Below are 24135 nucleotides of genomic sequence, written 5' to 3'. Positions count from 1 at the left end.
TTTGCACTCTCTTCTTAAGGTATAGGCTTATTCTTTAAGAAGGAGCAACGATTATGTCTATTATAAAATTATCTATTACCTTATTGTTTTTCTTCTTTACTTCTCTTACGAGTGCGTTTACAGAACACTGCCCACCAACAAAACCAGATTGTGATGTTACTCATGGAACGTTAATACCAACGAGTGAAAAACAGGCTGTTATTGATTTAAAAACCATCAAATAATTCTCTTTTAGGAAAAACATCATCCAAATATGCCCTTTTCACGGTATACTGTATAAATAAACAGTATACCGTATTTTTGGCATTTTTTCCTGTTAAGCGATGTACTTTCCACTGAAGCTAATGTATTGTTTTAAACAAAGGCTTATAGTATGTTGTAACTAAATAAGGATATTAAGATGAGTCGATATGATTTAATTGAGCAATTCAATCTCTGTTTTCAGCAATTAGAAACTGAGATTAAAACGCTAACTGATGTGTTGAAAAATCTAACTTTATTGCCATCAGCCGTATTTGAATTGCCTGAAGTGAGCAAAGAAGAAGAACATGATGAGGTTGTTCGCGTTACAGTGTCACCCTGTTATGATGAAGAAGCTAGAGATCTCACTTTAAAGTTAATAGCGAATCTCTTTATTTATGACAATGCCCCACACATCAGTAGTAAACGCGCTATCCGTTTACCCGGTGTACTCTGTTTTAGTACGGATAATCAAACTTTTAAGTCTGTAAAAAAACACGTTGAGAAAATTAATTTATTAAAAAAACGGCTTTCAGATATTGTCACTAAAGAGCCTGGCATATCGAAGGAAGAGCGTTTTGATTTTGTCCATAATCAACTAAAAGGGTTAATTACGCTGAATGCTTATCGTACCCTCACCCTTTTGTCTGATCCTGATACTGTGCGTTTTGGTTGGGCAAATAAGAATATTATTAAGAATTTAACGCGTAACGATGTTTTGGCTCAATTAGAAAAAAGTCGCGAAGCCAATCGTGCAGTGCCTCCTTACACTAGTGAACAATGGGCTGAACGTATTGATAAAGAGATCATTACCCTTTCACAATTACCTGAAAATGCAAAACTAAAAATAAAGCGTCCTGTCAAAGTGCAACCTATTGCTCGTGTTTGGTATTCAGAACTTCAAAAACAAGTACAATATGCGTGTCCCTTGCCTTTATTAGCTTTCTATATTGATAAAGAGAGCAACTTTAAACCTGTTATTGGCGAGCTTCCTGATTATGATGCCGAGAATATTCAAATTCGCCATCGCCCTAAAGCTAAAAAGCTACAATTAATTATTCCAAGAATGCATTTGTACATTGAAGAATAGATAATATCTTATTTTTCAATAAGTTTAATTGAACTACCTTGAAGAATTTGGAGAAGATAATCATTAAGCTGAGCAAAGTGATTGTTTTCAATATCTAAATGGATCGTTATCACCACATTGTTTTTTAGTACAAGGACAATATTTTTTCGATCAAGCGTAATTTTTTCAAGTGTATTAATGGCTTCAATATCAGATAAATGAGTCATTAAACCAATCGAATTATCGATATCTTCATCTTCTTCGTCAAATCTTGAAAGAATAATGAAATGATCAGGAGAAACTGCATCATCCCCTATTCCAATAATGGTGACATCATCTTCGACATAGCAATTAACTTCTGTCGCAGTAAACGTAATTTCTTCAGTCATTATTTTTCCTATAAGATCTAAAAATCCCGCCATTATGGCGGGATTTAATATCGGCTAAATAAGTGTATTTAACACTTATTTTTTCATGCTACCAACCATATCTTCTGGACGTACCCAGCTATCGAACTCTTCCGATGTAAGGTAGTTCAGTTTCAGTGCGGATTCTTTTAGCGTTAAACCTTCTTTATGCGCTTTTTTCGCGATTTCAGCGGCTTTATCGTAACCGATATGAGTATTTAACGCAGTCACTAGCATTAATGATTCATGCAGTAGTTTATTGATACGCTCACGGTTTGGTTCAATACCAATTGCACAATGCTCATTGAAACTACGCATACCATCAGCCAGTAAACGGACTGATTGTAAGAAGTTATCAATGATCATTGGACGATAAACGTTCAGTTCAAAGTTACCTGATGCACCACCAATATTAATAGCAACATCGTTACCCATCACTTGAGCACATAACATCGTTAATGCTTCACATTGTGTTGGGTTAACTTTACCTGGCATGATTGAACTACCTGGTTCGTTTTCTGGAATAGCGATTTCGCCAATACCACAACGAGGACCAGAAGCTAACCAACGCACATCGTTAGCAATCTTCATTAATGAAGCAGCTAAACCTTTTAATGCACCATGTGAATGAACTAATGCATCACAAGTTGCTAATGCTTCAAATTTATTAGGAGCCGTTACAAAAGGCTGGCCTGATAATTCAGCAATACGCTTAGCAACACGAACAGCATATTCTGGATGGGTATTTAATCCCGTCCCCACTGCTGTACCACCTAGCGCTAATTCACAAACATGAGGAACGGAATCATCGATATGTTTGATGCTGTGCTCAAGCATAGCAGCCCAACCGGAGATTTCTTGACCTAATGTCAGTGGTGTCGCATCTTGCAGGTGAGTACGACCAATTTTAACGATGTCATGGAAAGCTTCTGCTTTCTCTTTGAATACTTTCAGCAGTGATTTTAATTCTGGCAGTAAATCCTGACGTAATGCAATAACAGCAGCGACATGCATGGCAGTTGGGAACACATCATTTGAACTCTGACTTTTGTTAACATCATCATTCGGATGGATTTTGCGTTCCATGCCACGGATACCACCAAGTATCTCACTACCACGGTTAGCCAACACTTCATTCATATTCATGTTTGATTGAGTGCCAGAACCGGTCTGCCAGATTGCTAATGGGAATTCAGTTGGGTGTTTACCTGCAAGCACTTCATCTGCAGCTGCGATAATTGCATCAGCGCGCTCTTTTGGTAATAAACCTAAATCCATGTTAACACCAGCGGCTGCTTTCTTCGTAATAGCAAGCGCATGGATAAGTGCAACAGGCATTTTTTCAACTGAAATACGGAAGTGTTCAAGAGAACGCTGCGTTTGAGCTCCCCATAACTGGTCAGCTGGTACTTCGATTTGTCCCATTGAGTCTTTTTCAATGCGAGTGGCTGCCATTTCAATCTCCTTAAGTACACAGAATAATTGATTAATTCCGAATCACTTTCTAGTAAATAACTCGGATTCCAGTATCATGCCATAAACAGAATAATAAATATGAGAGCTAAAGCGAGCTTATGAAATTTATAACAGAATGAAATCTGTTGATTTTTTGTGGAAAGTACGATTAGCAATCTTATTTTATTGCCAATGTTATTATTTAAGCTTTCATATTTATATCCACACTTATTATGAGCCTTTATTATTCATCATAAATAGAATTACATCACAATTAAATATTGTCTAAATCTAAAAATGAGTAAGAAAAAAGAGTTTTAGCCCTTATTTAGATTATCTTATAAATCATATCCATTTTGCTTTAAACTCATTACGTTAGCGATTAACTAAGTAAGTTCTGATTGCGATTTTATTCCACTAAATCTATATTTACGGTTAATATAGATGGCGATGTATATATGTGGATTATCTATATTTAAACTTAGTAAAATTTATCACCAATTTATCGGGTTGTTTAAGGGTTACAAAACAACCTTTATAACGTACATCGCCAGATGTACACAGAGGATGGACTAGAATTATGAAGAAATCGCTTGTCGCTGTTGGTGTTATCGTCGCACTCGGTGTTGTTTGGACTGGTGCGTCATGGTACATGGGCAGCAAAATTGAAAGTCGCTTACAGGAAGAAACGAAACTAGCTAATGTCCAATTAGCGCAACTTGCTAAAAATGCACAATTTGGTGCTGATGTTAAACTTGAAATTCGTGACTATAAGAAAGGGGTTTTTACCTCTAATGCAGACTTTGCTGTCGTGATTTCACAAGATGCTAGTGATGCAGACCAAGAGAAAAAAGTAGAAGAAGTTGTCTTCTCTACTGATATTGACCATGGTCCATTCCCTCTTTCTGATCTGGCTAAATTTAATTTGGCGCCAAAATTAGCAGCAATGAATAATACGTTGGTTAATAACAACACAACAAAAGATTTATTCAAGCTAACTAAAGAAAAATCTATTTTTAACGTTCACACCTCTTTAGCTTTCGATGGCTCTGTATCGGGTGATGCAACATTAAATCCTATCGATTTTACTGAAAATGGTGGCACAGTTAAAACAACACCATTAACTGTTGAATTCTCATCAGATAAAAATGCAACAAACTTTTCAACCAAAATTAAAGGTGATCAAGTTGTTGTGACTAAAGATGGTGAAGAAACCTTCACAATCAAGAATATTTCTGGTGCTATTGCTGGAACAAAAGTTAATAACGATCAATACCTATTTAATGAACAGTTATTAAGTTTTGCTGAAATTGCTCATACCAGTAAAGACAAAGCATCTGATTTCTCACTGAAAGATTTTTCTCTTACAACAAAAAGTGATATCAAAGATAAGCTCTTTAATATCTCTCAAACTTATTACTTTAAGTCACTGAATGTTGCTGGACTCGAATTTGGTGCAGGTAAATTTGGCTATTCGATTGATAAAGCTGATCCTGATGCAATGTTGTTATTAACCAAAGTTTATAACAACTCATTGTTACCATGGAATAAAAACCATTTTGATAATTCAGAAATGGTTGAACAAGCCGTTCGTGATGTTCTGGAGAAAGGCTTAGTTTTCCGTATCGATGAAGCGTCTTTAACCAATAAAAGTGGCGCAAGTAAGTTAACCTTTAACTTAGATTTAAATGCTTTTAACGTTAAGGTTTTAGAAAACCAAGAGAAATCACCAGCAGAGTTATTTAACTATCTGTTTAAAAACATTGATTTCAATGTTGATTTATCTCTTCCAATGTTAGCTGAATTCCGTAATACCACTCAATATCTTGATGCGGCTCGTTACCAAGAAACCGCATTAACCGATGCTGAGAAAAAAGAGATCGAAGTAGCAACAGCTACTGATATTGAGCAGTTAAAAACTGAATTACAACAAAATATCAATCAAATCTCTCAAGATGAAAAAGATGCATTACCACTGATGTTACTTGCACAAGACGGTAATACATTAAGCATGAAACTGAACTATGCTGCTGATAAATTTACCATGAATGGTAAAACCTATACTTTTGATGAGTTTATGGATGTCACTCAAGCTCCTCAAATGTTAGGTTTAGCTGCAATGTTATTCGGTATGGGCGCATCATCTTATGATTACGATGACTCTGATTATTCAGAAGATGGTTATCAAGAAGAGATGACTGAAGATCCAGCGATTATCGAAGAGCAAGAAATCTTAATTCCTGAGCAACAACCAGCGCAATAATTAAGTTTCTGTTAAAACACATAAATAAAAACACCCCATTTGTCAAAACACAATGGGGTGTTTTTTCTTCGTATTTTAATTAACAATCACAATCTTTAGCCGGAAGGTGATGATTGCTCCATTCATCTTTACAGCAAGAATCAATGGTTTTATTAATTATTCCTGCAAGTGTATTTACTGTTGAAATAATCGAGGTTAATTGATCACAAACGTGGCTACAATTGGTCTCTTTCTCATGGGGTTTAGGAATATTAGGCGGAGTTAAGCTATCACAGAGGATCTCTTGCAATACTAATGAAAACTTAGCAATACCTGTTGTATAGATATAAGAACGCCCTCCTGTTTGCTTCGCTAAGCGTACATACTCTTTTGTAATACTGTCTCTATCCGCAATACTTGGGAAACGATCTAAATTAGTCATTCTATCATCAGGCGTACCTTGGTAAGTGTACACTTTAACTTTCTCGTGCTGAGCAACAGCAATCGCTTCATTATTTTTTCTCTCCGCAGCATCAGTAAGAACACCACCGCCACCTTCCATGCCTTCATCGCCCAACACAAAAATGGCACGACGCGCACCATCACGCCAATCAAAGTACTTACTTAAATCAATCACAGCACGACATAAATCCTCTTTATTACCCGCATGATCACGGCCGTCAGCCTCTTTAAACGGCTTTCTTGCCTGTAAACGATTCTCAGGAACACCCAGCGCTTTTAAATAATCACTGGCTGATTGATCAAATTTAGTGTCATCCCATGTGCCTTCTATACCTAAAAATGTGACCCGAAGTTTTGATGGACATTTTTCTGACGCTTCTTGTATTGCTACATCAACTTCTTTGCTCAAATCCGAGGATTCATCAGACATTGAACCACTTGTATCAATAACAACAACTAAATCTAACGCAATCGCACCATCGCCAGTAACGACTTGAGAACCATAAGTAAGATTATTTTCTACTGAAGGAGGAAGTAATTTTGAAGCCAACAGATTTTTAATTTTATTATTTCTTTTTTCAATATTTAAATCAGAATTCTCATTCATAATTATTAGCCTTAATTTTAAGTAATAAATTAATATTAAAAAGTCATAATGAAATGACTCCATTCAATTAAATATTTCTATTTAACTAAGAAGTATTATGGCTTTAATTTCTTTTCCGTTATCACTTATTTAATAATATAAATATATTATTATTTGTTTTAATTTTGTTTAATTAAAACCGAACAATATTAAATATAACCAAATTTTAATATCATACTTTTATGAAAAACATCTTAAACATTTTAGCTAATAAAACAAAAAACACACAAAACAGGTAATTTATTGAATAACCAAATGAAAAATTAATATCTTGGCTATTTTTTTCTGTTCGTTTACCCCTGAGCAACCTATCAAAATAATTGATAGGATATTTCAATTGTAATGACAGCCTTATTTTTAGATCAAAAACCAATGTATCAGTTATTTTGATAATACACGTCAATTACATTGAATGTTATAGCTAATAAATAGACAGACCTATTTTTCATTTTTACTTTTTAACTTAAAACTGAGAAAAATAGTCATTTTTAGCTTCAGAAATAACCAATTTATGTTTATTTATTAGTGAATGAAATAAAAATAAGTCATAATAACCCGCAACTATTTTATAACTTACCGATTATAAGAAAATCACTATAAACGATAGATTTTCATTATTTCTATTAAAAGGAAAATAACACGTGATTGACACACAGTTGCCTTTAACCGATTTACATCGCCATTTAGATGGTAATATCCGTCCTCAAACAATTCTAGAGTTAGCAAAACAGCATAATATTGCGCTACCAGCTTATGAATTAGAAGCATTGCGCCCTCATGTGCAAATCACAAAGAATGAGCCAAGTCTTGTTAGCTTTTTACAAAAATTGGATTGGGGGGTGGCGGTTTTAGCCGACTTAGATGCATGTCATCGTGTTGCTTATGAAAACGTGGTGGATGTAGTTAATGCAGGTATTGATTACGCTGAACTGCGTTTTTCTCCTTACTATATGGCAATGAAACATCAACTTCCTGTCGAAGGTGTAGTGGAGGCTATTGTTGATGGTGTACAGAGTGCATTGCAATCTCACGATGTAGACATTCGTTTAATCGGTATTTTAAGCCGTACCTTTGGTGAAAATGCCTGCCAACAAGAACTCAATGGTTTACTAAAACATCAAGATAAAATTACTGCGCTTGATTTAGCGGGTGATGAATTAGGTTTCCCAGGTCATTTATTCCAACCTCATTTTAATCGTGCTCGTGATACAGGCTGGAATATTACTGTTCACGCAGGTGAAGCTGCGGGGGCAGAAAGCATTTGGCATGCGATTAATGAATTAGGCGCAAGTCGTATCGGTCATGGTGTTAAAGCTATTGAAGATCCACGTTTAATGGACTACCTCGCAGAGCATCAAATTGGGATTGAGTCTTGTTTAACGTCGAATATTCAAACCAGTACCATCAATTCGTTAGCAGAGCATCCTTTAAAAAAATTTTTAGAGCATGGCATTATTGCATCGCTTAACACAGATGATCCTGCGGTTGAAGGCATTGAATTAAAACACGAATATACCGTTGCGGCACCGGCAGCTGGATTAACGCCAGAGCAAATCCGTCAGACACAGATTAATGGCTTAAAAATGGCATTTATTAGCCAAGCAGAACGTGACGCATTAATTAAGAAAGTCAGCTCACGTTGATATTTTAATAGCTTATTGATTAAAACCATCTGTTAATCAGATGGTTTTTTTATATTTATTGAAAATAGATGGAATTATTAATGACTCTTAGACTAAAATTAATTTTCAAGGGGTTACTTATTAAGGAAAATCTATGTGGAATATTCATCCGACAAGAGGTCAATATAGATTATTAGCTCAGTATCTATCACCACTTGATGCCTCTATTGAAGCAGGCTTTCTTCAGTCAGAAGGCATTGATGCTATCCTTTTAGATGAAAATATTGTTTGGAATAACCAAGTGTATGCTCAAGCTACTGGTGGCGTAAAACTACTGGTTAACTACAAAGAATTTGAGCAAGCGCAAGCAATGCTTAATGAGCTTTACCAAGGCAAATATAATATTAACGACCAGTTAGAACCCATCGATTGTGAATTAAAAGTTGATGTGAAAAATAATATATCCGACTATTTAAATATGGGTTTTGTTTTCTTAATTTACCTTGTATTCGGCTTACCTCTTCCCTTTAAATCTCAACAACTTTCATTAACAGATAAAAAAGAAAATAGTGACCATAACAAGAATGATGACCTTTATAACAAATAAAAAAGCACCGATGAAAAACTAAATCGATGCTTTTTCTTATTTATCTAATTATCAATATTTAATTAATATTATTGATTACCCACCAGCTTAAATACATTATTTCTTTTCAGTTTCTTTAGCTTGATTAGCGTAGCGCTGTGCTAACACAGCACAAACCATTAATTGGATCTGATGGAATATCATTAATGGTAATAACATTACCCCAACTGTCGCTGCAGGAAATAACACATTCGCCATAGGGACACCATTTGCTAAGCTCTTTTTAGAACCACAAAAAACAATGGTGATTTCATCTTCTTTATTAAAACCAAGCAATCTAGCACTATATACGTTCACAAAAATGACAATCGCTAACAAAATACAGCTCACTATTGCAATCGTTAATAGCGACCAACCGTCAATTTTATGCCAGATCCCTTCAACAACCGCCTCACTAAATGCGACATAAACCACCAGCAAAATAGAAGAGCGATCCGTTCTATTAACTAATTTTTTATGTTTATCAACCCAGCGACCAATTAAAGGTCGTGATAAATGACCAATTATAAAAGGTACCATCAGTTGCAGTAAGATTGATTGAATAGCCCCTGCCGTGTCGAAATCATCCGCAGAGCCTTGTGTTTGCATTAAAAAACCAACTAATACCGGCGAAAGGAAAACACCAAGAATACTGGATGCAGATGCACTACAAATAGCAGCAGCTACATTTCCCCCAGCGACAGAAGTAAAAGCAATGGCAGATTGAACTGTTGCAGGTAACGCACAAAGGTATAAAAAACCCATATAGACAGTCGGTGACATCCATTCAGGCACAATAACTTGTAATCCTAGCCCTAAAACAGGGAAAAGAATAAAGGTACTGGCAAATACCGTAAGATGTAAACGCCAATGCCCAAGCCCTGCCAATATCGCCTCTCTAGAAAGCTTGGCACCATGCAAGAAGAACAGCAGAGCTATCGCACCAGTTGTAAGATATTGGAACAGGACTTTAATATCGCCTTGTGCGGGTAGTAGCGTTGCTAGCGTCACCACACAAATCATAATCATGAGAAAAGGATCAAGTTTTAGTTTTTGCCACCAAGACATTAGATTTAACGCTCCCTTTTGCTTATAGCGTAATAGTTTGTTTTAAACGATTAGAAATTTCGCCAGCTTCAATCAAACGCATAATGGCTGTTGCTTGTATTGGCGTAACAGGGTTTTCTTCACCCAATGTAATTGCACGATAAATTTGTTGATAGTAAGCGGGGTAATCACCAGAAAGTGTAGTGAGTGTGGTTGTCTCTAACTCACCAGACTGTGACAGTGTTGTTAACTCACCATCTTGACTATCCCTTCCCCAATTATAAGCTTGATTAGGGAGATAGCCGGCTTTTAGGGCGTCTTCTTGAGTATCTAGGCCATATTTAACATAACTGCCTTTTGTCCCATGAATAGCAAAGATAGGTGTTGGAGAAGCAACGAGCATAGAGGCATGAAGGACAACTCTAAGATTGTCATATTCTAATAGTGCATGAAAGTAATCGGCATTTTTTGCATTAGGGCGTAATTGAGCAATATCAGCAGTAATTGCCTTAGGTTCACCAAAAAGGCAAACCGCTTGGTCAAGTACATGGGGCGCTAAATCATACCAAAGCCCCCCTCCTATACCTGCATCTTCTCGCCACCGTTGGCGCACGGTTGGACGAAAACGGTCAAAATGCGCTTCATAAGCACTAATCTCACCGAGTGTTTTATCCGCTAAAAGTTTTTTAACGGTTAAGAAGCCAGAATCCCAACGGCGATTATGAAAGACAGAAAGGAGTTTACCGGCATCTGTAGCTTGCTGAGTCAATTTCTCTGCTTCTTCTAGCGTCAATGTAAACGGTTTATCAACAATAACATGTTTACCTTTTTCCAGAGCCAGTGTAGCCAGTGAATAATGGGTATCATTCGGCGTTGGAATAATGACTAAGTCTATTGAGGGATCGTTAATAAGTGCTTGAGGGTCTGCATAAACCGTAATGTGAGGAAAATCTTGTTTAACTTTATTTTCATCAGAGCTTGAAATTGCACTAAGATTTAAGCCTTCGGTTGTTGTTATTAGCGGAGCATGAAAGGTTTTACTTGCATAACCATATCCGATAATCCCAACATTGAGTTTAATTGCCATAACCCTATCCTATTTTTATATACTTTTTTATTAACAAAAATCACTTTCACTTTTGTAGCTAAATAAATAATAACAAAGTTTGTGATAATATCCCGTTTAGTTCTATACATACGAGTAGGAATAATTAATTAATGAAATTTGATCTCAAAGCAAACACGCAGAATAACCTTTCAGGAAAAGCGCCTATTACAGGGTGGTTGCTTGCGCCATTGGCTTATATGATCTTGTCAGTGATTGGTTCTGGGTTGATGTCTGTTTTGTATATTATTAAATATTTTTCAGACTTTTCGATCCTCCACCAGCTTCCTTTTCATTTGATCTCAAGTTGGTATCTCTCCGCGTTAACAACATGGGTAATGTTTAGTTTTACGCTTTATCTACTAAGACAATTTTTTTATCGCGCTAAAAACTTTCCGCGTCTGTTTATTTTTTGGTTACTTATCAACTTACTCTTAGCCATTAAGAGCTTTGGTTTTGCGCCTGTCGACGACCAAACAGCATTACAATCCCTTCTATGGTCTGTTTTCTCAACTGTCTGCTTTGTGCCTTATATCAAGTACTCTAAACGTGTTCGTGAAACTTTCACACAAGTTCGATAACTTCACAACTTTACCCTTGATATTATATACACTTGTTTAGCCTCTTTATTTCAGGAGGCTTTTTGTTTCTCTGTTTAACAATTTTGGCATAACAATGACTGATTACTTACTTCTATTCGTCGGCACCGTATTGGTGAATAACTTTGTACTCGTCAAATTCCTTGGTTTATGCCCATTTATGGGTGTATCAAAAAAATTAGAAACCGCGATTGGTATGGGATTTGCGACAACCTTTGTTATGACTCTCGCCTCGATTAGTTCTTGGCTGATGGATAATTTTATTTTAGTTCCTTTAGACTTACTTTATTTACGCACACTGAGCTTTATTTTAGTTATTGCAGTAGTTGTACAATTCACGGAAATGGTCGTAAGAAAAACAAGTCCGACACTCTATCGTTTATTAGGGATCTTCTTACCTTTAATCACCACAAACTGCGCTGTATTAGGTGTGGCATTATTAAATATCAATCAAGCCCACACATTTATGCAATCTGCCGTTTATGGTTTTGGTGCAGCCGTCGGTTTCTCTCTTGTAATGGTATTATTTGCTGCTATTAGAGAACGCTTAGCCGTCGCCAATGTACCCGCACCCTTTAAAGGTGCTTCAATTGGTTTAATTACCGCAGGTTTAATGTCTCTCGCCTTTATGGGTTTTAGTGGTTTGGTGAAACTGTAATGAATTCTTTATGGATAGCAATTGGCGTACTTGGTGCGCTAGGTCTTATCTTTGGGCTAATTTTAGGATATTCCGCACGCCGCTTTAAAGTGGAAGAAGATCCTATTGTCGAAAAAATTGACGCAATATTACCGCAAAGCCAATGCGGACAATGTGGTCATCCTGGGTGTCGTCCTTATGCAGATGCAGTCGCAAACAATGGTGAGATGATTAACCGTTGCGCGCCAGGTGGCGAACAAGTGATGTTAAAAATAGCTGAATTGATGGGTGTTGATCCTCAACCACTTGATGGTGACGAAGAAGCATTAAATCCAATTAGAAAAGTCGCCTTAATTGATGAAGATAATTGTATAGGATGTACTAAGTGTATCCAAGCGTGCCCCGTTGATGCCATTGTGGGTGCCACACGCGCTATGCACACCGTTATTGAAGACTTATGTACTGGATGTGATTTATGTGTGCCTCCTTGCCCTACTGATTGTATAACTTTGGTTCCTGTCAAAGTCACAACCTCAAATTGGAAATGGGATTTAAATACAATCCCTGTAAAAAACATTCCCGCAGAGCCAGAAGAAACACCTGAAGATGAACCGTCATTAAAGACGGAGGATAACGCTCATGTTTAATCTCTTTTCACTATTTAAAAAAGATAAAATCTGGGATTTTAAAGGCGGTATCCATCCTCCTGAAATGAAATTACAGTCAAGTCGTACACCAATGCGTATCGCGCAATTACCTGATGAAGTGATTATTCCTATTCATCAGCACTTAGGTGTACCGGGCCAACTGTGTGTCAGCGTAGGTGAACATGTTTTAAAAGGCCAACCATTAACAAAAGGAGTTGGTAGAACATTACCTGTTCATGCATCTATCTCTGGTACAGTTACAGCAATAGAACCGTTTCCAAGTGCTCATCCTTCTGGATTACCTGAAATTGCGGTAAGAATTCAATCAGATGGTAAAGATGAATGGCGAGAGAAATCCCCTATCATCGATTACCAACTAGAAAGTAGAGATACATTACTTAACCGTATCCATGAAGCAGGTATTGCAGGATTAGGGGGCGCGGGATTCCCAACTGCATCAAAATTAAAAGGTGGTGGTGACCTCGTTAAAACACTCATCATCAATGCGGCGGAGTGTGAACCTTATATCACAGCAGATGATCGCTTAATGCAAGAACATGCTGATGAAGTGATTGCTGGGTGTCAAGTCTTAATTCACCTTCTCTCTCCAGATGAAGTGTTAATTGGTATTGAAGATAATAAGCCTGAAGCCATTGAGTCATTAAAACACGCTTTAAGTGCTGTACCTTATGAGAAACGTATTTTCATTCGTGTCATCCCCACTAAATACCCATCAGGTGGTGCTAAACAACTTACTAAGATCTTAACCGGTAAAGAAGTCCCATCAGGAGGACGTTCGTCTGATATTGGCGTTTTGATGCAAAACGTAGGTACAGTTGTTGCCATCAAACGTGCCATTATTGACGACGAGCCATTAATTGAACGTGTAGTCACGGTCACAGGTAATGGCGCTAAAACACCGGGTAACTTTTGGGCTCGTTTAGGTACACCTATCTACTCATTACTAAAACAAGCTGGTTTTGTTGCTGGCTCTGAGCAGATGGTAATTATGGGTGGGCCATTAATGGGATTTACATTACCAGACTTAAATGCCCCTGTTGTTAAGATAACCAACTGCCTACTTATTCCTTCAGTCGAAGAGATGGATACAGATAACCTTGAAGAAGCCTGTATCCGTTGTGGTCATTGTGTTGATGCTTGTCCTAGTGGTTTATTACCTCAACAACTTTACTGGTTTAGTAAAGGTAAAGAGCATGAGAAAGCACAACAACATAATTTATTTGATTGTATTGAATGTGGTGCCTGTGCGTATGTTTGCCCAAGTAATATTCCGTTAGTTCAATACTATCGCCAAGAAAAAGCAGAAATACGTGAAATTGATGCAGAAGCAAAACGCGCGGCTGAGGCCAAAGCACGTTTTGAAGCGAAAAAAATACGTATGGAGCGTGAAAAACTGGAGCGTGAAGCCAGACATCAACGCGCCGCAGTTAAGCTTGATGATGAAGATCACAGTGAAGTTCAATCTGCACTTTCTCGCGTAAAAGCGAAACAATCTATTGGCAAAATTATTTCTGTTAAAGCGGGTGAAGAGCCAGATAATGCAGCCGCTATTGCTGCGCGTAAAAAACGTAAAGAGGAAGTCAGAGCAAAACAAGCTGCTAAATTAGCACAGCAAAAAGCACTAGAAGCCTCGAGCGAGAATATAGCGAGTGAAAGCAAAGATGCTGATCCGCGTAAAGCCGCCGTTGCTGCTGCATTAGCGCGTGTTAAAGCTAAAAAAGCACAGCAAGCTACTGAAACAGCTTCAACTGTAGAAACACCTGCTCAAAATGTTGAAGTGGAAAATGCCGATCCGCGTAAAGCCGCTGCCGCTATTGCCAGAGCTAAAGCTAAAAAAACACAGCAAGCTGCTGAAACAGCTTCAACTGTAGAAGCGCCTGCTCAAAATGTTGAAGTGGAAAATGTCGATCCGCGTAAAGCCGCTGTCGCTGCCGCTATTGCCAGAGCTAAAGCTAAAAAAGCACAGCAAGCTGCTGAAACAGCTTCAACTGTAGAAGCGCCTGCTCAAAATGTTGAAGTGGAAAATGTCGATCCTCGTAAAGCTGCTGTCGCTGCGGCTATTGCCAGAGTGAAAGCTAAGAAAGAAGCTCAACAAGCTCAAGCTGAAACAACGATTGATAAAGCACCGGCTCAAAATGCTGAAACGGAAGAAGTCGACCCGCGTAAAGCCGCTGTCGCTGCCGCTATTGCTAGAGTAAAAGCCAAAAAAGAAGCTCAACAAGCTCCAGCAGAAACAATTGATGAAGCCCCTACTCAAAATGTTGAAGTGGAAGAAGTCGACCCGCGTAAAGCCGCTGTCGCTGCCGCTATTGCCAGAGTGAAAGCAAAGAAAGAAGCTCAACAAGCTCAAGCTGAAACAACGATTGATAAAGCACCGGCTCAAAATGCTGAAACGGAAGAAGTCGACCCACGTAAAGCCGCTGTCGCTGCCGCTATTGCCAGAGTGAAAGCAAAGAAAGAAGCTCAACAAGCTCAAGCTGAAACAACGATTGATAAAGCACCGGCTCAAAATGCTGAAACGGAAGAAGTCGACCCGCGTAAAGCCGCTGTCGCTGCCGCTATTGCCAGAGTAAAAGCGAAAAAAGAAGCCGAACAACGTCGAGCTAAAGAAGAAGTTACCTTGGATTAATCACAGATGAAATTCAGACCAATACAAAATAACAATAGTAAATTAAAAATTGCGAGTTCACCTTTTACGCATAATCAACAGTCCACCAGCCAAGTTATGCTATGGGTAACATTAGCAGCACTGCCGGGGATCTTAAGCCAGATCTATTTTTTTGGCCTAGGAACCATTTACCAAATTGTGTTAGCGATTGTCGTAGCGCTTGTCACTGAAACACTCTGCGTAAAACTCAAAAAAGAAGATCCTTTACTGTATCTGAAAGACAACTCAGCGTTGCTGACTGGCGTATTACTCGCCATTAGTATTCCACCTCTAGCGCCGTGGTGGATCATTGTGTTAGGCACTTTTGTTGCCATTGTTATCGCAAAACATATTTATGGTGGCTTAGGGCAAAATCCATTTAATCCAGCAATGGTGGGTTATGTGGTTTTACTTATCTCATTCCCAGTACAAATGACATCATGGATGCCTCCAGTTGAATTACAAACTGTCTCTTACAATGTAATGGATAGTTTAAGTATCTTCTTTACTGGACATACATCATCTGGCTTAACGCTTGAAGATTTAAGACGCTCTGTTGATGGAATTACACAAGCAACGCCTCTTGATAGTTTTAAAACAGGCTTATTAACGCACTCTATTGATGAAGTGTTAGCGACACCTATTTTACAAGGTGAATTTGCGGGTATTGGCTGGCAATGGGTGAATGTAGCTTATTTAGTTGGTGGATTAATTCTGCTTTATAAACGCATTATTAGCTGGCATATCCCTGTTGCGATGATTTCTGTATTAGCACTATGCTCGGTTATTAGCTGGGGCATTGATCCTACACGTTACTCACAACCGCTATTACAAATTTTCTCTGGAGCAACCATGCTAGGGGCATTTTTTATTGCCACTGATCCGGTTAGCGCCTCAACAACGCCTAAAGGTCGTTTAATTTATGCAGGAATGATTGGTTTATTAGTTTGGGTTATCCGCGTTTATGGTGGCTATCCAGATGCCGTCGCGTTCTCTGTATTACTTGCCAATATCGCTGTACCTCTTATTGATAGCTATACACGCCCTCGTGTTTACGGGCATTAATGCTAAGGAGAAAATGATGATCGAAATCTTAAAACGCCATGGACTCACATTAGCAATCTTTGCTGCTTGTACTACAGGTTTGACAGCAGTGGTCTATCACCTGACGGCAGATACCATTGCAGAGCAAGTAGCCTTAGAGAAACAAAAACTATTGGATCAAGTGATCCCCAAAGCGATGTATAACAATTCGCTTTCTAAAGATTGTTATCTTCTTACAGCACCAGAGTTAGGTAATACCAAGCCCCATAAACTGTATGTTGCCCGTTTAGACGGCAAGCCAATTGCTGCCGCGTTAGAATCTACGGCACCCGATGGATATTCAGGCGCCATTGAACTTCTTGTGGGTGCCGACTTTAAAGGAAATGTCCTTGGTGTGCGTGTTACTGCCCATAATGAAACACCGGGGCTAGGTGATAAAATTGAAACTCGTATTTCGGATTGGATCACGACACTGAGTAATAGATTCATTTCCAGTGAAAACGATCCGCACTGGGCAGTAAAAAAAGATGGCGGCGATTTTGATCAATTCACGGGTGCGACGATCACCCCTCGTGCTGTCGTCAACTCATCAAAGCGTACTGCGTGGTTAATACAATCTTTACCAGAGAAACTAGATACACTCTCTGTCTGTGAGGCAAATTAATATGAACTCAATTAAAGAGCTCTTTTCTCAAGGGCTATGGAAAAATAACTCAGCTTTAGTGCAATTACTTGGGTTGTGCCCTTTACTTGCGGTTTCCTCAACAGCAACAAACGCCTTAGGCCTTGGTATTGCGACAACATTAGTCCTATTTTGCACAAATGTGGCCGTTTCTAGCTTACGTCGTTGGGTTCCTTCTGAAATTCGTATCCCAATTTATGTTATGATAATTGCGTCAGTCGTCAGCGCTGTACAATTACTGATCAACGCATACGCCTATGGCTTATATCAATCTTTAGGGATCTTCATTCCATTGATCGTCACTAACTGCATTGTTATTGGTCGTGCTGAAGCTTTTGCGGCTAAGAATGAAGTTTTTCCTTCTGCTATTGATGGCCTAGCGATGGGGTTAGGTGCAACTGCTGCGCTCTTTGTTTTAGGTGCTATACGTGAAATATTAGGTAACGGTACATTATTTGACGGGGCTGATTTACTATTAGGTGAATGGGCTCAAGTATTAAGAGTTGAGATAGTACATTTAGACTCACCCTTCTTACTTGCTATTTTGCCACCGGGTGCTTTTATCGGCTTAGGCTTTATGTTAGCAGCAAAATACCTAATTGATGAAAGACAGAAAAAGCGCAGCGCTTCGACAACTAAAACTTACGAAAAAGAACAAGGCTGTGGTAGTCATATCGTTAAAAATTAATTTGTGAGCATAATGAATCAAGCAAAACGTATTGAAATTCTAACTCGGTTGCGCGATGACAATCCGCAACCAACGACAGAGCTAAAATTTGACTCTCCGTTTGAACTATTGATCTCCGTATTACTCTCTGCACAAGCCACCGATGTGAGTGTTAATAAGGCAACAGCTAAGCTTTACCCTGTTGCCAATACACCGCAGGCGATACTCACTTTAGGCGTCGATGGTCTTAAGAAATACATTAAAACCATTGGTCTATATAATACTAAAGCTGAAAATGTGATTAAGACATGTCAAATCTTAGTCGATAAACATAACAGCGAAGTTCCTGAAAACAGAGAAGCCCTAGAAGCTTTACCCGGCGTCGGTCGTAAAACAGCAAATGTCGTTTTAAACACAGCATTTGGTTGGCCAACAATCGCTGTCGATACGCATATCTTTAGAGTGAGTAATCGCACAGGTTTCGCCCCAGGTAAAAATGTCAATGAAGTCGAACAGAAACTGTTAAAGGTTGTTCCGGCAGAATTTAAAGTTGATTGTCACCATTGGCTTATTCTTCATGGTCGTTATACCTGTATTGCACGAAAACCGCGGTGTGGCTCTTGTATTATTGAAGATCTTTGTGAATTTAAAGAAAAAACAGATCCTGAATAATTTTTTACTGATTTGTCTGTTTTGCTGATGCAATATTACTTGCGTCACTACACACAATCGAATAAAACTATTGCCCACTTTTATTATTAAAACTGCCGACTTTCCGGAAAAATATGTTTCAAGACAATCCGCTGCTTGCACAGCTAAAACAGCAACTCCATGCCCAGACACCGCGCGTGGAAGGCCTTGTAAAGGGAACAGATAAAGGCTTTGGCTTCCTTGAAGTTGATGGTCAGAAAAGCTATTTTATCCCCCCTCCACAAATGAAAAAAGTGATGCACGGCGACCGAGTTATTGCTGCAGTTCATACAAACGGCGATAAAGAGTCAGTTGAACCTGAAGAATTAGTCGAGCCGTTCTTAACACGTTTTGTCGGCCGTATTCAGAAAAAAGAAGGTGATAACCGTCTGTGGATAATTCCAGACCACCCTCTTTTAAAAGACGCTATTCCCTGCCGTCCTGCTCAAGGATTAACACATAGCTTTGTTGATCAAGATTGGGCCGTTGCTGTAATGCGTCGTCACCCTCTTAATAAAGGTGATAAAGGTTTTCAGGCAGAAATAACCGACTATATCACGGATAAAGATGATCACTTTGCTCCTTGGTGGGTGACCTTAATGCGTCATCAACTTGAACGTGATGCGCCTGAAATGGGTAACGAAGCGCTGACATTACATGACACTTTGCCTCGTGAAGACCTAACTTCTCTCTCCTTTGTCACTATTGATAGTGCATCAACAGAAGATATGGATGACGCGCTCTTTATTCGTAAAGAAGAGAATGGTCAATTAACGCTATTTATCGCAATCGCCGATCCAACAGCTTATATTCTGCCAAATAGTGAATTAGATAAAGTTGCGGCACAACGTGCCCTGACTAATTATCTACCAGGCTTTAATATCCCAATGTTGCCTCGTGAGCTGTCAGATAACATTTGCTCATTACGCCCTAATGAAAAACGCCCTGCATTAGTTTGCCAAGTCAGCATCAATGAAGATGGTGCTCTGCTTGAAGATATTCACTTTTACTCTGCATGGGTAGAATCAAAAGCTAAGCTGGTTTATGACAATATTTCAGATTGGTTAGAAGGTGAAAATTCACAATGGCAACCTGAAAATGAAATGGTTCATGAGCAAGTAATGTTATTGAAAGAGATGTGTGAAAAACGTCATGAATGGCGTGAAAAGCATGCTCTGGTCTTTAAAGAACGCCCTGATTACCGTTTTATTCTTGATGAAGGCGGCAATGTTTTAGATATCGTGGCAGAAAAACGCCGTATCGCAAACCGCATTGTTGAAGAAGCAATGATCACCGCCAATATCTGTGCAGCAAAAGTACTAGCGAAAAACTTAGGTTTTGGCGTTTACAATGTTCATACAGGCTTTGATCCCGTCTATATCGATCAAGTCGTACAGACCTTAAAAGATAACGGTATTGAAACGACATCTGAAAGTTTGTTAACACTTGAAGGTTTCTGCCAATTGCGTCGTGAACTTGATAATCAGCCAAATCAATTCGTTGATAGCCGTATTCGTCGCTTCCAGAACTTTGCTGAAATCAAAGCTGAGCCAGGCCCTCACTTTGGATTGGGGTTAGAAGCTTATGCGACATGGACTTCACCAATTCGTAAATACAGTGATATTTTAAATCACCGTTTACTCAAAGCGATTATCAGCAAAGAAAGCGCTGAAAAACCGCAAGAAGAAGATGGCATTCGTATTGCAGAGCGTCGCCGTGCTAACCGTATGGCTGAACGTGATGTGGGCGATTGGTTATATGCTCGTTTCTTAAAACCTTTTGCTGGCACTGAAACACTATTTAATGCAGAAATTATCGATATTACTCGTGGTGGTGTTCGTGTTCGCCTAGTTGAAAATGGTGCTGTCGCTTTTATTCCTGCACCATTCTTACATGCCGTACGTGATGAAATCCAATGTAGCCAAGAGACAGGCACCGTTATTGTGAAAGGCGAAACCGCATATAAACTCAACGATGTCATTCCTGTTCGTATTGAAGATGTAAAACTAGAAACTCGTAATATCGTCGCTCGTCCTATCTAATAGGACTTAAATCGGTATACAATAAGGCTGATAGTTCGTTTTGAGCTATCAGCTTTTTTATATCTCTAGTTTTTAAATTAGTGATAAAAAGAGCATTCAAAAGAAAGGAAATGTTTTTATGTTGCATGGGAATTTTCTCTTGCATCATAAATTTAATAATTAATAAATGGATTAAATCAATGAAAGACAAAGTACAAATTAGTCGCTTTTTAAGTTATATCTTACGCCATGCTCCTGAAAGTATCGGTTTAACATTAGATGACCAAGGATGGGGAGAAATATCAAAATTGATCCCATTAGCACAGAAAAATGGAACTGCGCTAACCCTTGAATTAATTAAATATGTTGTAGAAACCAATGATAAAAAGCGTTTTGCTATCTCAGAAGATGGGCTTTTTATTCGTGCAGTTCAAGGCCACTCGCTTAAAACCACAATTGATTACCAAGCCATCACTCCCCCTAAAATACTTTTTCACGGTACAGCAACTCGCTTTCTCGACAGTATTTTTAAGCAAGGTTTAATTCCTAATGGTCGTCAATATGTTCATCTTTCACAAGATTATAAAACAGCCGTGAATGTTGGTGAGCGTCATGGAAAAGCTATTGTTTTAACGGTGGATAGTGAAAAAATGTTTAGTGAAGGTTTTGAGTTTTACCAGGCTGAGAATGGAGTCTGGCTAACACTTTCAGTGCCGGTGAAATATCTAAAAATAGATGAGAAAGAATAAAATGAAATACAAAAAAATAGGTGACATTGTCACCTATAATCTGTTAAATAAATCAGCCACCAGCGAGTTTAACTTTCATTCCTTTGGCTTCTAATAGCGATTTAATTAAATCACGTTTATCGCCTTGGATCTCAATTAAGCCGTCTTTTACACTGCCACCACAACCACATTTTTTCTTCAGTTCAGCCGCCAGTTTAGCTAACTCTGCATCATCCAGATCGATACCTGAAACAACGCAAACACCTTTACCTTTACGTCCACTAGTTTGACGCTGAATACGCACAATACCATCACCAGTAGGGCGAGCCGGCTTTTGCTCTTCTTCTTTAATGCGACCCGCATCTGTGGAATAAACCAAACGAGAGTTATTATCCATGTTAAATTACATACCTTGTATAGAACGATTAATTTGATGCAGTGTTTCAAGAGGGTTATCGCTACGCGTGATAGGACGACCAATCACCATATAATCAACACCGGCTGCAATAGCTTGCTCTGGTGTCATTACGCGACGCTGATCGCCAACATCACTTCCTGCCGGGCGAATACCCGGAGTGACTAATAAGAAATCATCACCACAAACTTGTTTAAAACGCATTGCTTCATGCGCAGAGCAGACAACACCATCAAGACCACAAGATTTTGTCAATAATGCTAAACGTTCAGCTTGTTCTGCAGGCGTCAATGTTATTCCCAATTCAATTAAATCAGATTGGTCCATACTGGTAAGTACTGTCACTGCCGTTAAAAGTGGCGCATCTTTACCAAAGGCTGTAAGGCTTTCTTTGGCTGCACGCATCATACGACTTCCACCACTCGCATGTACATTGACCATCCATACACCTAAATCAGCGGCGGCGGCGACAGCTCTTGCAACGGTATTGGGAATATCATGGAATTTCAAATCTAAGAAAATATCAAACCCTTCTTTTTGTAACTGAGTCACAAATTGAGGCCCAAAACGGGTAAACATCTCTTTACCAATTTTTAAACGACAAGATGCGGGATCGATACGTTGTGCAAAATCTAATGCACTTTTTTGGTCTTCATAGTCTAGTGCTACAATAACGGGCGCGCAGGTAAGCTCGGGCGATTTTTTATCACAATGAAATGACATTTTAGGGCCTTTATTTATAAAGAGACTATTAAAAAAGTGACATCGTCACTGACCATCTAAACCGCGAATAGGTTTAACGGTATCCCATGAACGACAGGATGGACAATGCCAATATAATGCATGAGAGGTAAAGCCACATTTATGGCAACGATAATCTGGTTTTGTGCGAATTTGTTCACCAACCATATAGCGTAATAAGATAAGGCTCTCTTTGGCGCGTCCTTCTTCCGCCTCTGCTAAATGGTAACGCATTAAGCGATAGAACAGGCGCATGGTTGGATGACGTTCTAATTGGCGATTAATGTATAACTGAGCCGCTTCAATACCTTCTTTAGCTTCAATAATGTCAGCAAGGTAAAGTTCAGCAATCGCACCACAATTACTATCCACACATTGACGTAAATAAGTTTCCCAGCGAGAAGTATCGCCTTGAGATTGGAAACATTCAAAAAGCATAGGTAAGGTTTCACTGACCATCTCTTTATCTTGCTCAATGACTTTCATTAAAACATCAATGGCTTTTTGCTTATCATCACGAGCAATATAGATACGACCATACATAATTGAAACACGAGCACAAAGTGGATCCATTTGCCCTGCTTTTTGCAACAAATTAAGCGCATTATCAAGATTATCACTGCTCATTTCTTGAAGTGCCAATTCACAATAAAAATGTGAAATTTGTTCTTTTAATTCATGCTGACCTAACTTCACCAATTTTTCAGCCGTTTCTATGGCTTTCCCCCAATCACTGGTTAACTGGTAAATAGCAAGCAAAGACTGTAGCGCACTTTGGCGAAATTCTTGTTCATCAATAAGTTGCTGAAACATATTTTCAGCACGATCGTAAACACCCGCCGCCACATAGTCGCGACCTAGCTGTTGAACAGCAAGTAGGCGTTGATCAAAAGAAAGTGCAGCACTCTCCATTAACGATTGGTGGATACGAATAGCTCGTTCAACTTCGCCACGAGAGCGGAAAAGGTTACCTAAAGTAAGATGAGCCTCAAAAGCGGAGCTATCTTCTTTAAGCATTTCGAGGAAAAGATCAACCGCTTTATCTTGTTGATCAGAAAGTAAGAAGTTAACACCCGCCACATACTCACGTGACAGGCGATCGGCGTTCTGCTGTTTGTCCTGTTGAGCGCCACGACGCCCCATATACCAGCCGTAAGCCGCAGCGACAGGTAATAACAGAAACAGCAATTCTAGCATCAGCTATCGTCCTTATTTCGTAGCAGAAGCAACCGTTGGGCGACTTTCTTGGTTTTCTTGTTTTGTTTGAGCGCTTTCAAGACGTTTAATTTTACGTTTTGCTCGGCCTAATGATAAGCGTGCACGTAGATAAAAAACACCACTTACAATCCAGCCAAGTACAAAGCCTACACCAAACAGGGTCGCTAACAAGGTAGAAATACGATATTCATCTTGAGCAATAAGGTAATTAAATGTGACTACCTGATCGTTATTTGTGCCTAAAGTCATGGCGATCACCACGATGGCAAGAACAAGAATAACCAAAATAAAAAGTAGGACTTTTTTCACATTATTTCCTTTTTTATTCTCTTTTCTTTAGTAGACAGATAAAGGTAGCATTTTCACTGCGCACAAAGAAAGTGATTTCTTAGAATCATCTGATTTTCGTATATTTTTTCACATAAATATCGAAAAAGACATTCTGTATCTCAAAAATA

General features: G+C 38.7%; 24 protein-coding genes. 15 read left to right on the top strand and 9 right to left on the bottom strand.

Annotation, left to right across the window (positions count from 1 at the left end; genetic code table 11):
• The first annotated feature begins 53 nt into the window (after positions 1–53).
• Positions 54–224 carry a hypothetical protein gene (locus tag GTH25_RS08255; protein ID WP_156733393.1) on the top strand — a complete coding sequence of 57 codons (171 nt, stop codon included), beginning with the start codon at positions 54–56 and terminating at the stop codon, positions 222–224.
• Positions 225–400: 176 nt separating this feature from the next.
• On the top strand, positions 401–1330 hold the full coding sequence (tus, locus tag GTH25_RS08250) for a DNA replication terminus site-binding protein (RefSeq protein WP_075673812.1): 930 nt from the start codon (positions 401–403) through the stop codon (positions 1328–1330).
• 8 nt (positions 1331–1338) lie between these two features.
• Here tus and GTH25_RS08245 read toward each other — a convergent pair whose 3' ends face one another.
• Together GTH25_RS08245 and fumC are read right to left on the bottom strand one after the other, a co-directional pair.
• Positions 1339–1698: a hypothetical protein gene (locus GTH25_RS08245; protein WP_159242189.1), complete on the bottom strand. Its 360-nt coding sequence runs from the start codon at positions 1696–1698 to the stop codon at positions 1339–1341.
• Positions 1699–1773: 75 nt separating this feature from the next.
• Positions 1774–3171, bottom strand: coding sequence for a class II fumarate hydratase (gene fumC, locus GTH25_RS08240; protein WP_075673810.1), 1398 nt, complete (start codon positions 3169–3171; stop codon positions 1774–1776).
• A 580-nt stretch (positions 3172–3751) separates the two neighbouring features.
• Between fumC and GTH25_RS08235 the strand changes: the two genes are divergently transcribed.
• Positions 3752–5434 (top strand): YdgA family protein, encoded by a 1683-nt coding sequence (locus GTH25_RS08235; protein WP_164530480.1) that lies wholly within the window; start codon positions 3752–3754, stop codon positions 5432–5434.
• 79 nt (positions 5435–5513) lie between these two features.
• Here GTH25_RS08235 and GTH25_RS08230 read toward each other — a convergent pair whose 3' ends face one another.
• Entirely contained in the window at positions 5514–6482 is a 969-nt protein-coding gene (locus GTH25_RS08230) for a VWA domain-containing protein (protein WP_164530479.1), read from the bottom strand.
• A 680-nt stretch (positions 6483–7162) separates the two neighbouring features.
• On the opposite strand from GTH25_RS08230, the gene add reads away from it, so the two are divergent.
• Positions 7163–8164: an adenosine deaminase gene (add, locus tag GTH25_RS08225; protein WP_075672044.1), complete on the top strand. Its 1002-nt coding sequence runs from the start codon at positions 7163–7165 to the stop codon at positions 8162–8164.
• Between the two features lie 133 nt (positions 8165–8297).
• Positions 8298–8750 (top strand): hypothetical protein, encoded by a 453-nt coding sequence (locus GTH25_RS08220; protein WP_075672046.1) that lies wholly within the window; start codon positions 8298–8300, stop codon positions 8748–8750.
• Positions 8751–8846: 96 nt separating this feature from the next.
• Here GTH25_RS08220 and GTH25_RS08215 read toward each other — a convergent pair whose 3' ends face one another.
• Both GTH25_RS08215 and GTH25_RS08210 read right to left on the bottom strand, forming a co-directional pair.
• A complete protein-coding gene (locus tag GTH25_RS08215) occupies positions 8847–9836 on the bottom strand; it encodes a bile acid:sodium symporter family protein (RefSeq protein WP_075672047.1) in 990 nt (329 codons plus the stop codon).
• Between the two features lie 22 nt (positions 9837–9858).
• On the bottom strand, positions 9859–10902 hold the full coding sequence (locus tag GTH25_RS08210; protein WP_164530478.1) for an oxidoreductase: 1044 nt from the start codon (positions 10900–10902) through the stop codon (positions 9859–9861).
• A 131-nt stretch (positions 10903–11033) separates the two neighbouring features.
• Here GTH25_RS08210 and GTH25_RS08205 point away from each other — a divergent pair, with 131 nt between their 5' ends.
• The 10 genes from GTH25_RS08205 to GTH25_RS08160 all read left to right on the top strand — a co-directional run bounded on the left by GTH25_RS08205 (position 11034) and on the right by GTH25_RS08160 (position 21324).
• Positions 11034–11501, top strand: coding sequence for a DUF2569 domain-containing protein (locus tag GTH25_RS08205; RefSeq protein WP_088495674.1), 468 nt, complete (start codon positions 11034–11036; stop codon positions 11499–11501).
• 94 nt (positions 11502–11595) lie between these two features.
• Positions 11596–12177 carry an electron transport complex subunit RsxA gene (rsxA, locus tag GTH25_RS08200; RefSeq protein ID WP_006536930.1) on the top strand — a complete coding sequence of 194 codons (582 nt, stop codon included), beginning with the start codon at positions 11596–11598 and terminating at the stop codon, positions 12175–12177.
• Positions 12177–12803, top strand: coding sequence for an electron transport complex subunit RsxB (gene rsxB, locus GTH25_RS08195; RefSeq protein ID WP_006536931.1), 627 nt, complete (start codon positions 12177–12179; stop codon positions 12801–12803). The genes rsxA and rsxB overlap by 1 nt, the downstream gene beginning before the upstream one ends.
• The gene (gene rsxC, locus GTH25_RS08190; RefSeq protein WP_164530477.1) at positions 12796–15453 is read left to right on the top strand and encodes an electron transport complex subunit RsxC; all 2658 of its coding nucleotides are present in this window, start codon (positions 12796–12798) and stop codon (positions 15451–15453) included. Before rsxB ends, rsxC begins: the two co-directional genes overlap by 8 nt.
• Before the next feature lie 6 nt (positions 15454–15459).
• A complete protein-coding gene (gene rsxD, locus GTH25_RS08185) occupies positions 15460–16536 on the top strand; it encodes an electron transport complex subunit RsxD (RefSeq protein WP_075672057.1) in 1077 nt (358 codons plus the stop codon).
• Positions 16537–16552: 16 nt separating this feature from the next.
• The gene (gene rsxG / locus GTH25_RS08180; RefSeq protein WP_164530476.1) at positions 16553–17179 is read left to right on the top strand and encodes an electron transport complex subunit RsxG; all 627 of its coding nucleotides are present in this window, start codon (positions 16553–16555) and stop codon (positions 17177–17179) included.
• A gap of 1 nt (position 17180) precedes the next feature.
• Positions 17181–17885 (top strand): electron transport complex subunit E, encoded by a 705-nt coding sequence (locus GTH25_RS08175; protein ID WP_075672061.1) that lies wholly within the window; start codon positions 17181–17183, stop codon positions 17883–17885.
• Between the two features lie 12 nt (positions 17886–17897).
• Entirely contained in the window at positions 17898–18536 is a 639-nt protein-coding gene (gene nth / locus GTH25_RS08170) for an endonuclease III (protein ID WP_075672064.1), read from the top strand.
• A 113-nt stretch (positions 18537–18649) separates the two neighbouring features.
• Positions 18650–20596, top strand: a complete 1947-nt coding sequence (locus GTH25_RS08165) for an exoribonuclease II (RefSeq protein ID WP_075672066.1) — start codon at positions 18650–18652, stop codon at positions 20594–20596.
• 179 nt (positions 20597–20775) lie between these two features.
• Positions 20776–21324 (top strand): RNA 2'-phosphotransferase, encoded by a 549-nt coding sequence (locus GTH25_RS08160; RefSeq protein WP_164530475.1) that lies wholly within the window; start codon positions 20776–20778, stop codon positions 21322–21324.
• A gap of 52 nt (positions 21325–21376) precedes the next feature.
• On the opposite strand, the gene yciH is transcribed toward GTH25_RS08160, so the two are convergent.
• From yciH to GTH25_RS08140, 4 genes are read right to left on the bottom strand one after another with little or no spacing between them, the layout of a single operon-like run.
• The gene (gene yciH / locus GTH25_RS08155; RefSeq protein WP_075672070.1) at positions 21377–21700 is read right to left on the bottom strand and encodes a stress response translation initiation inhibitor YciH; all 324 of its coding nucleotides are present in this window, start codon (positions 21698–21700) and stop codon (positions 21377–21379) included.
• Positions 21701–21706: 6 nt separating this feature from the next.
• Entirely contained in the window at positions 21707–22441 is a 735-nt protein-coding gene (pyrF, locus tag GTH25_RS08150; protein WP_075672072.1) for an orotidine-5'-phosphate decarboxylase, read from the bottom strand.
• A 45-nt stretch (positions 22442–22486) separates the two neighbouring features.
• Complete coding sequence (lapB, locus tag GTH25_RS08145) at positions 22487–23656, bottom strand: lipopolysaccharide assembly protein LapB (protein ID WP_075672074.1); 1170 nt, start codon at positions 23654–23656, stop codon at positions 22487–22489.
• Positions 23657–23668: 12 nt separating this feature from the next.
• Complete coding sequence (locus tag GTH25_RS08140; protein WP_229578439.1) at positions 23669–23926, bottom strand: LapA family protein; 258 nt, start codon at positions 23924–23926, stop codon at positions 23669–23671.
• Positions 23927–24135 lie beyond the last annotated feature (209 nt).

This window comes from Proteus terrae subsp. cibarius, assembly GCF_011045835.1.
Taxonomy (GTDB): domain Bacteria; phylum Pseudomonadota; class Gammaproteobacteria; order Enterobacterales; family Enterobacteriaceae; genus Proteus; species Proteus cibarius.
This window is presented reverse-complemented; position numbering and strand designations above follow the sequence as displayed.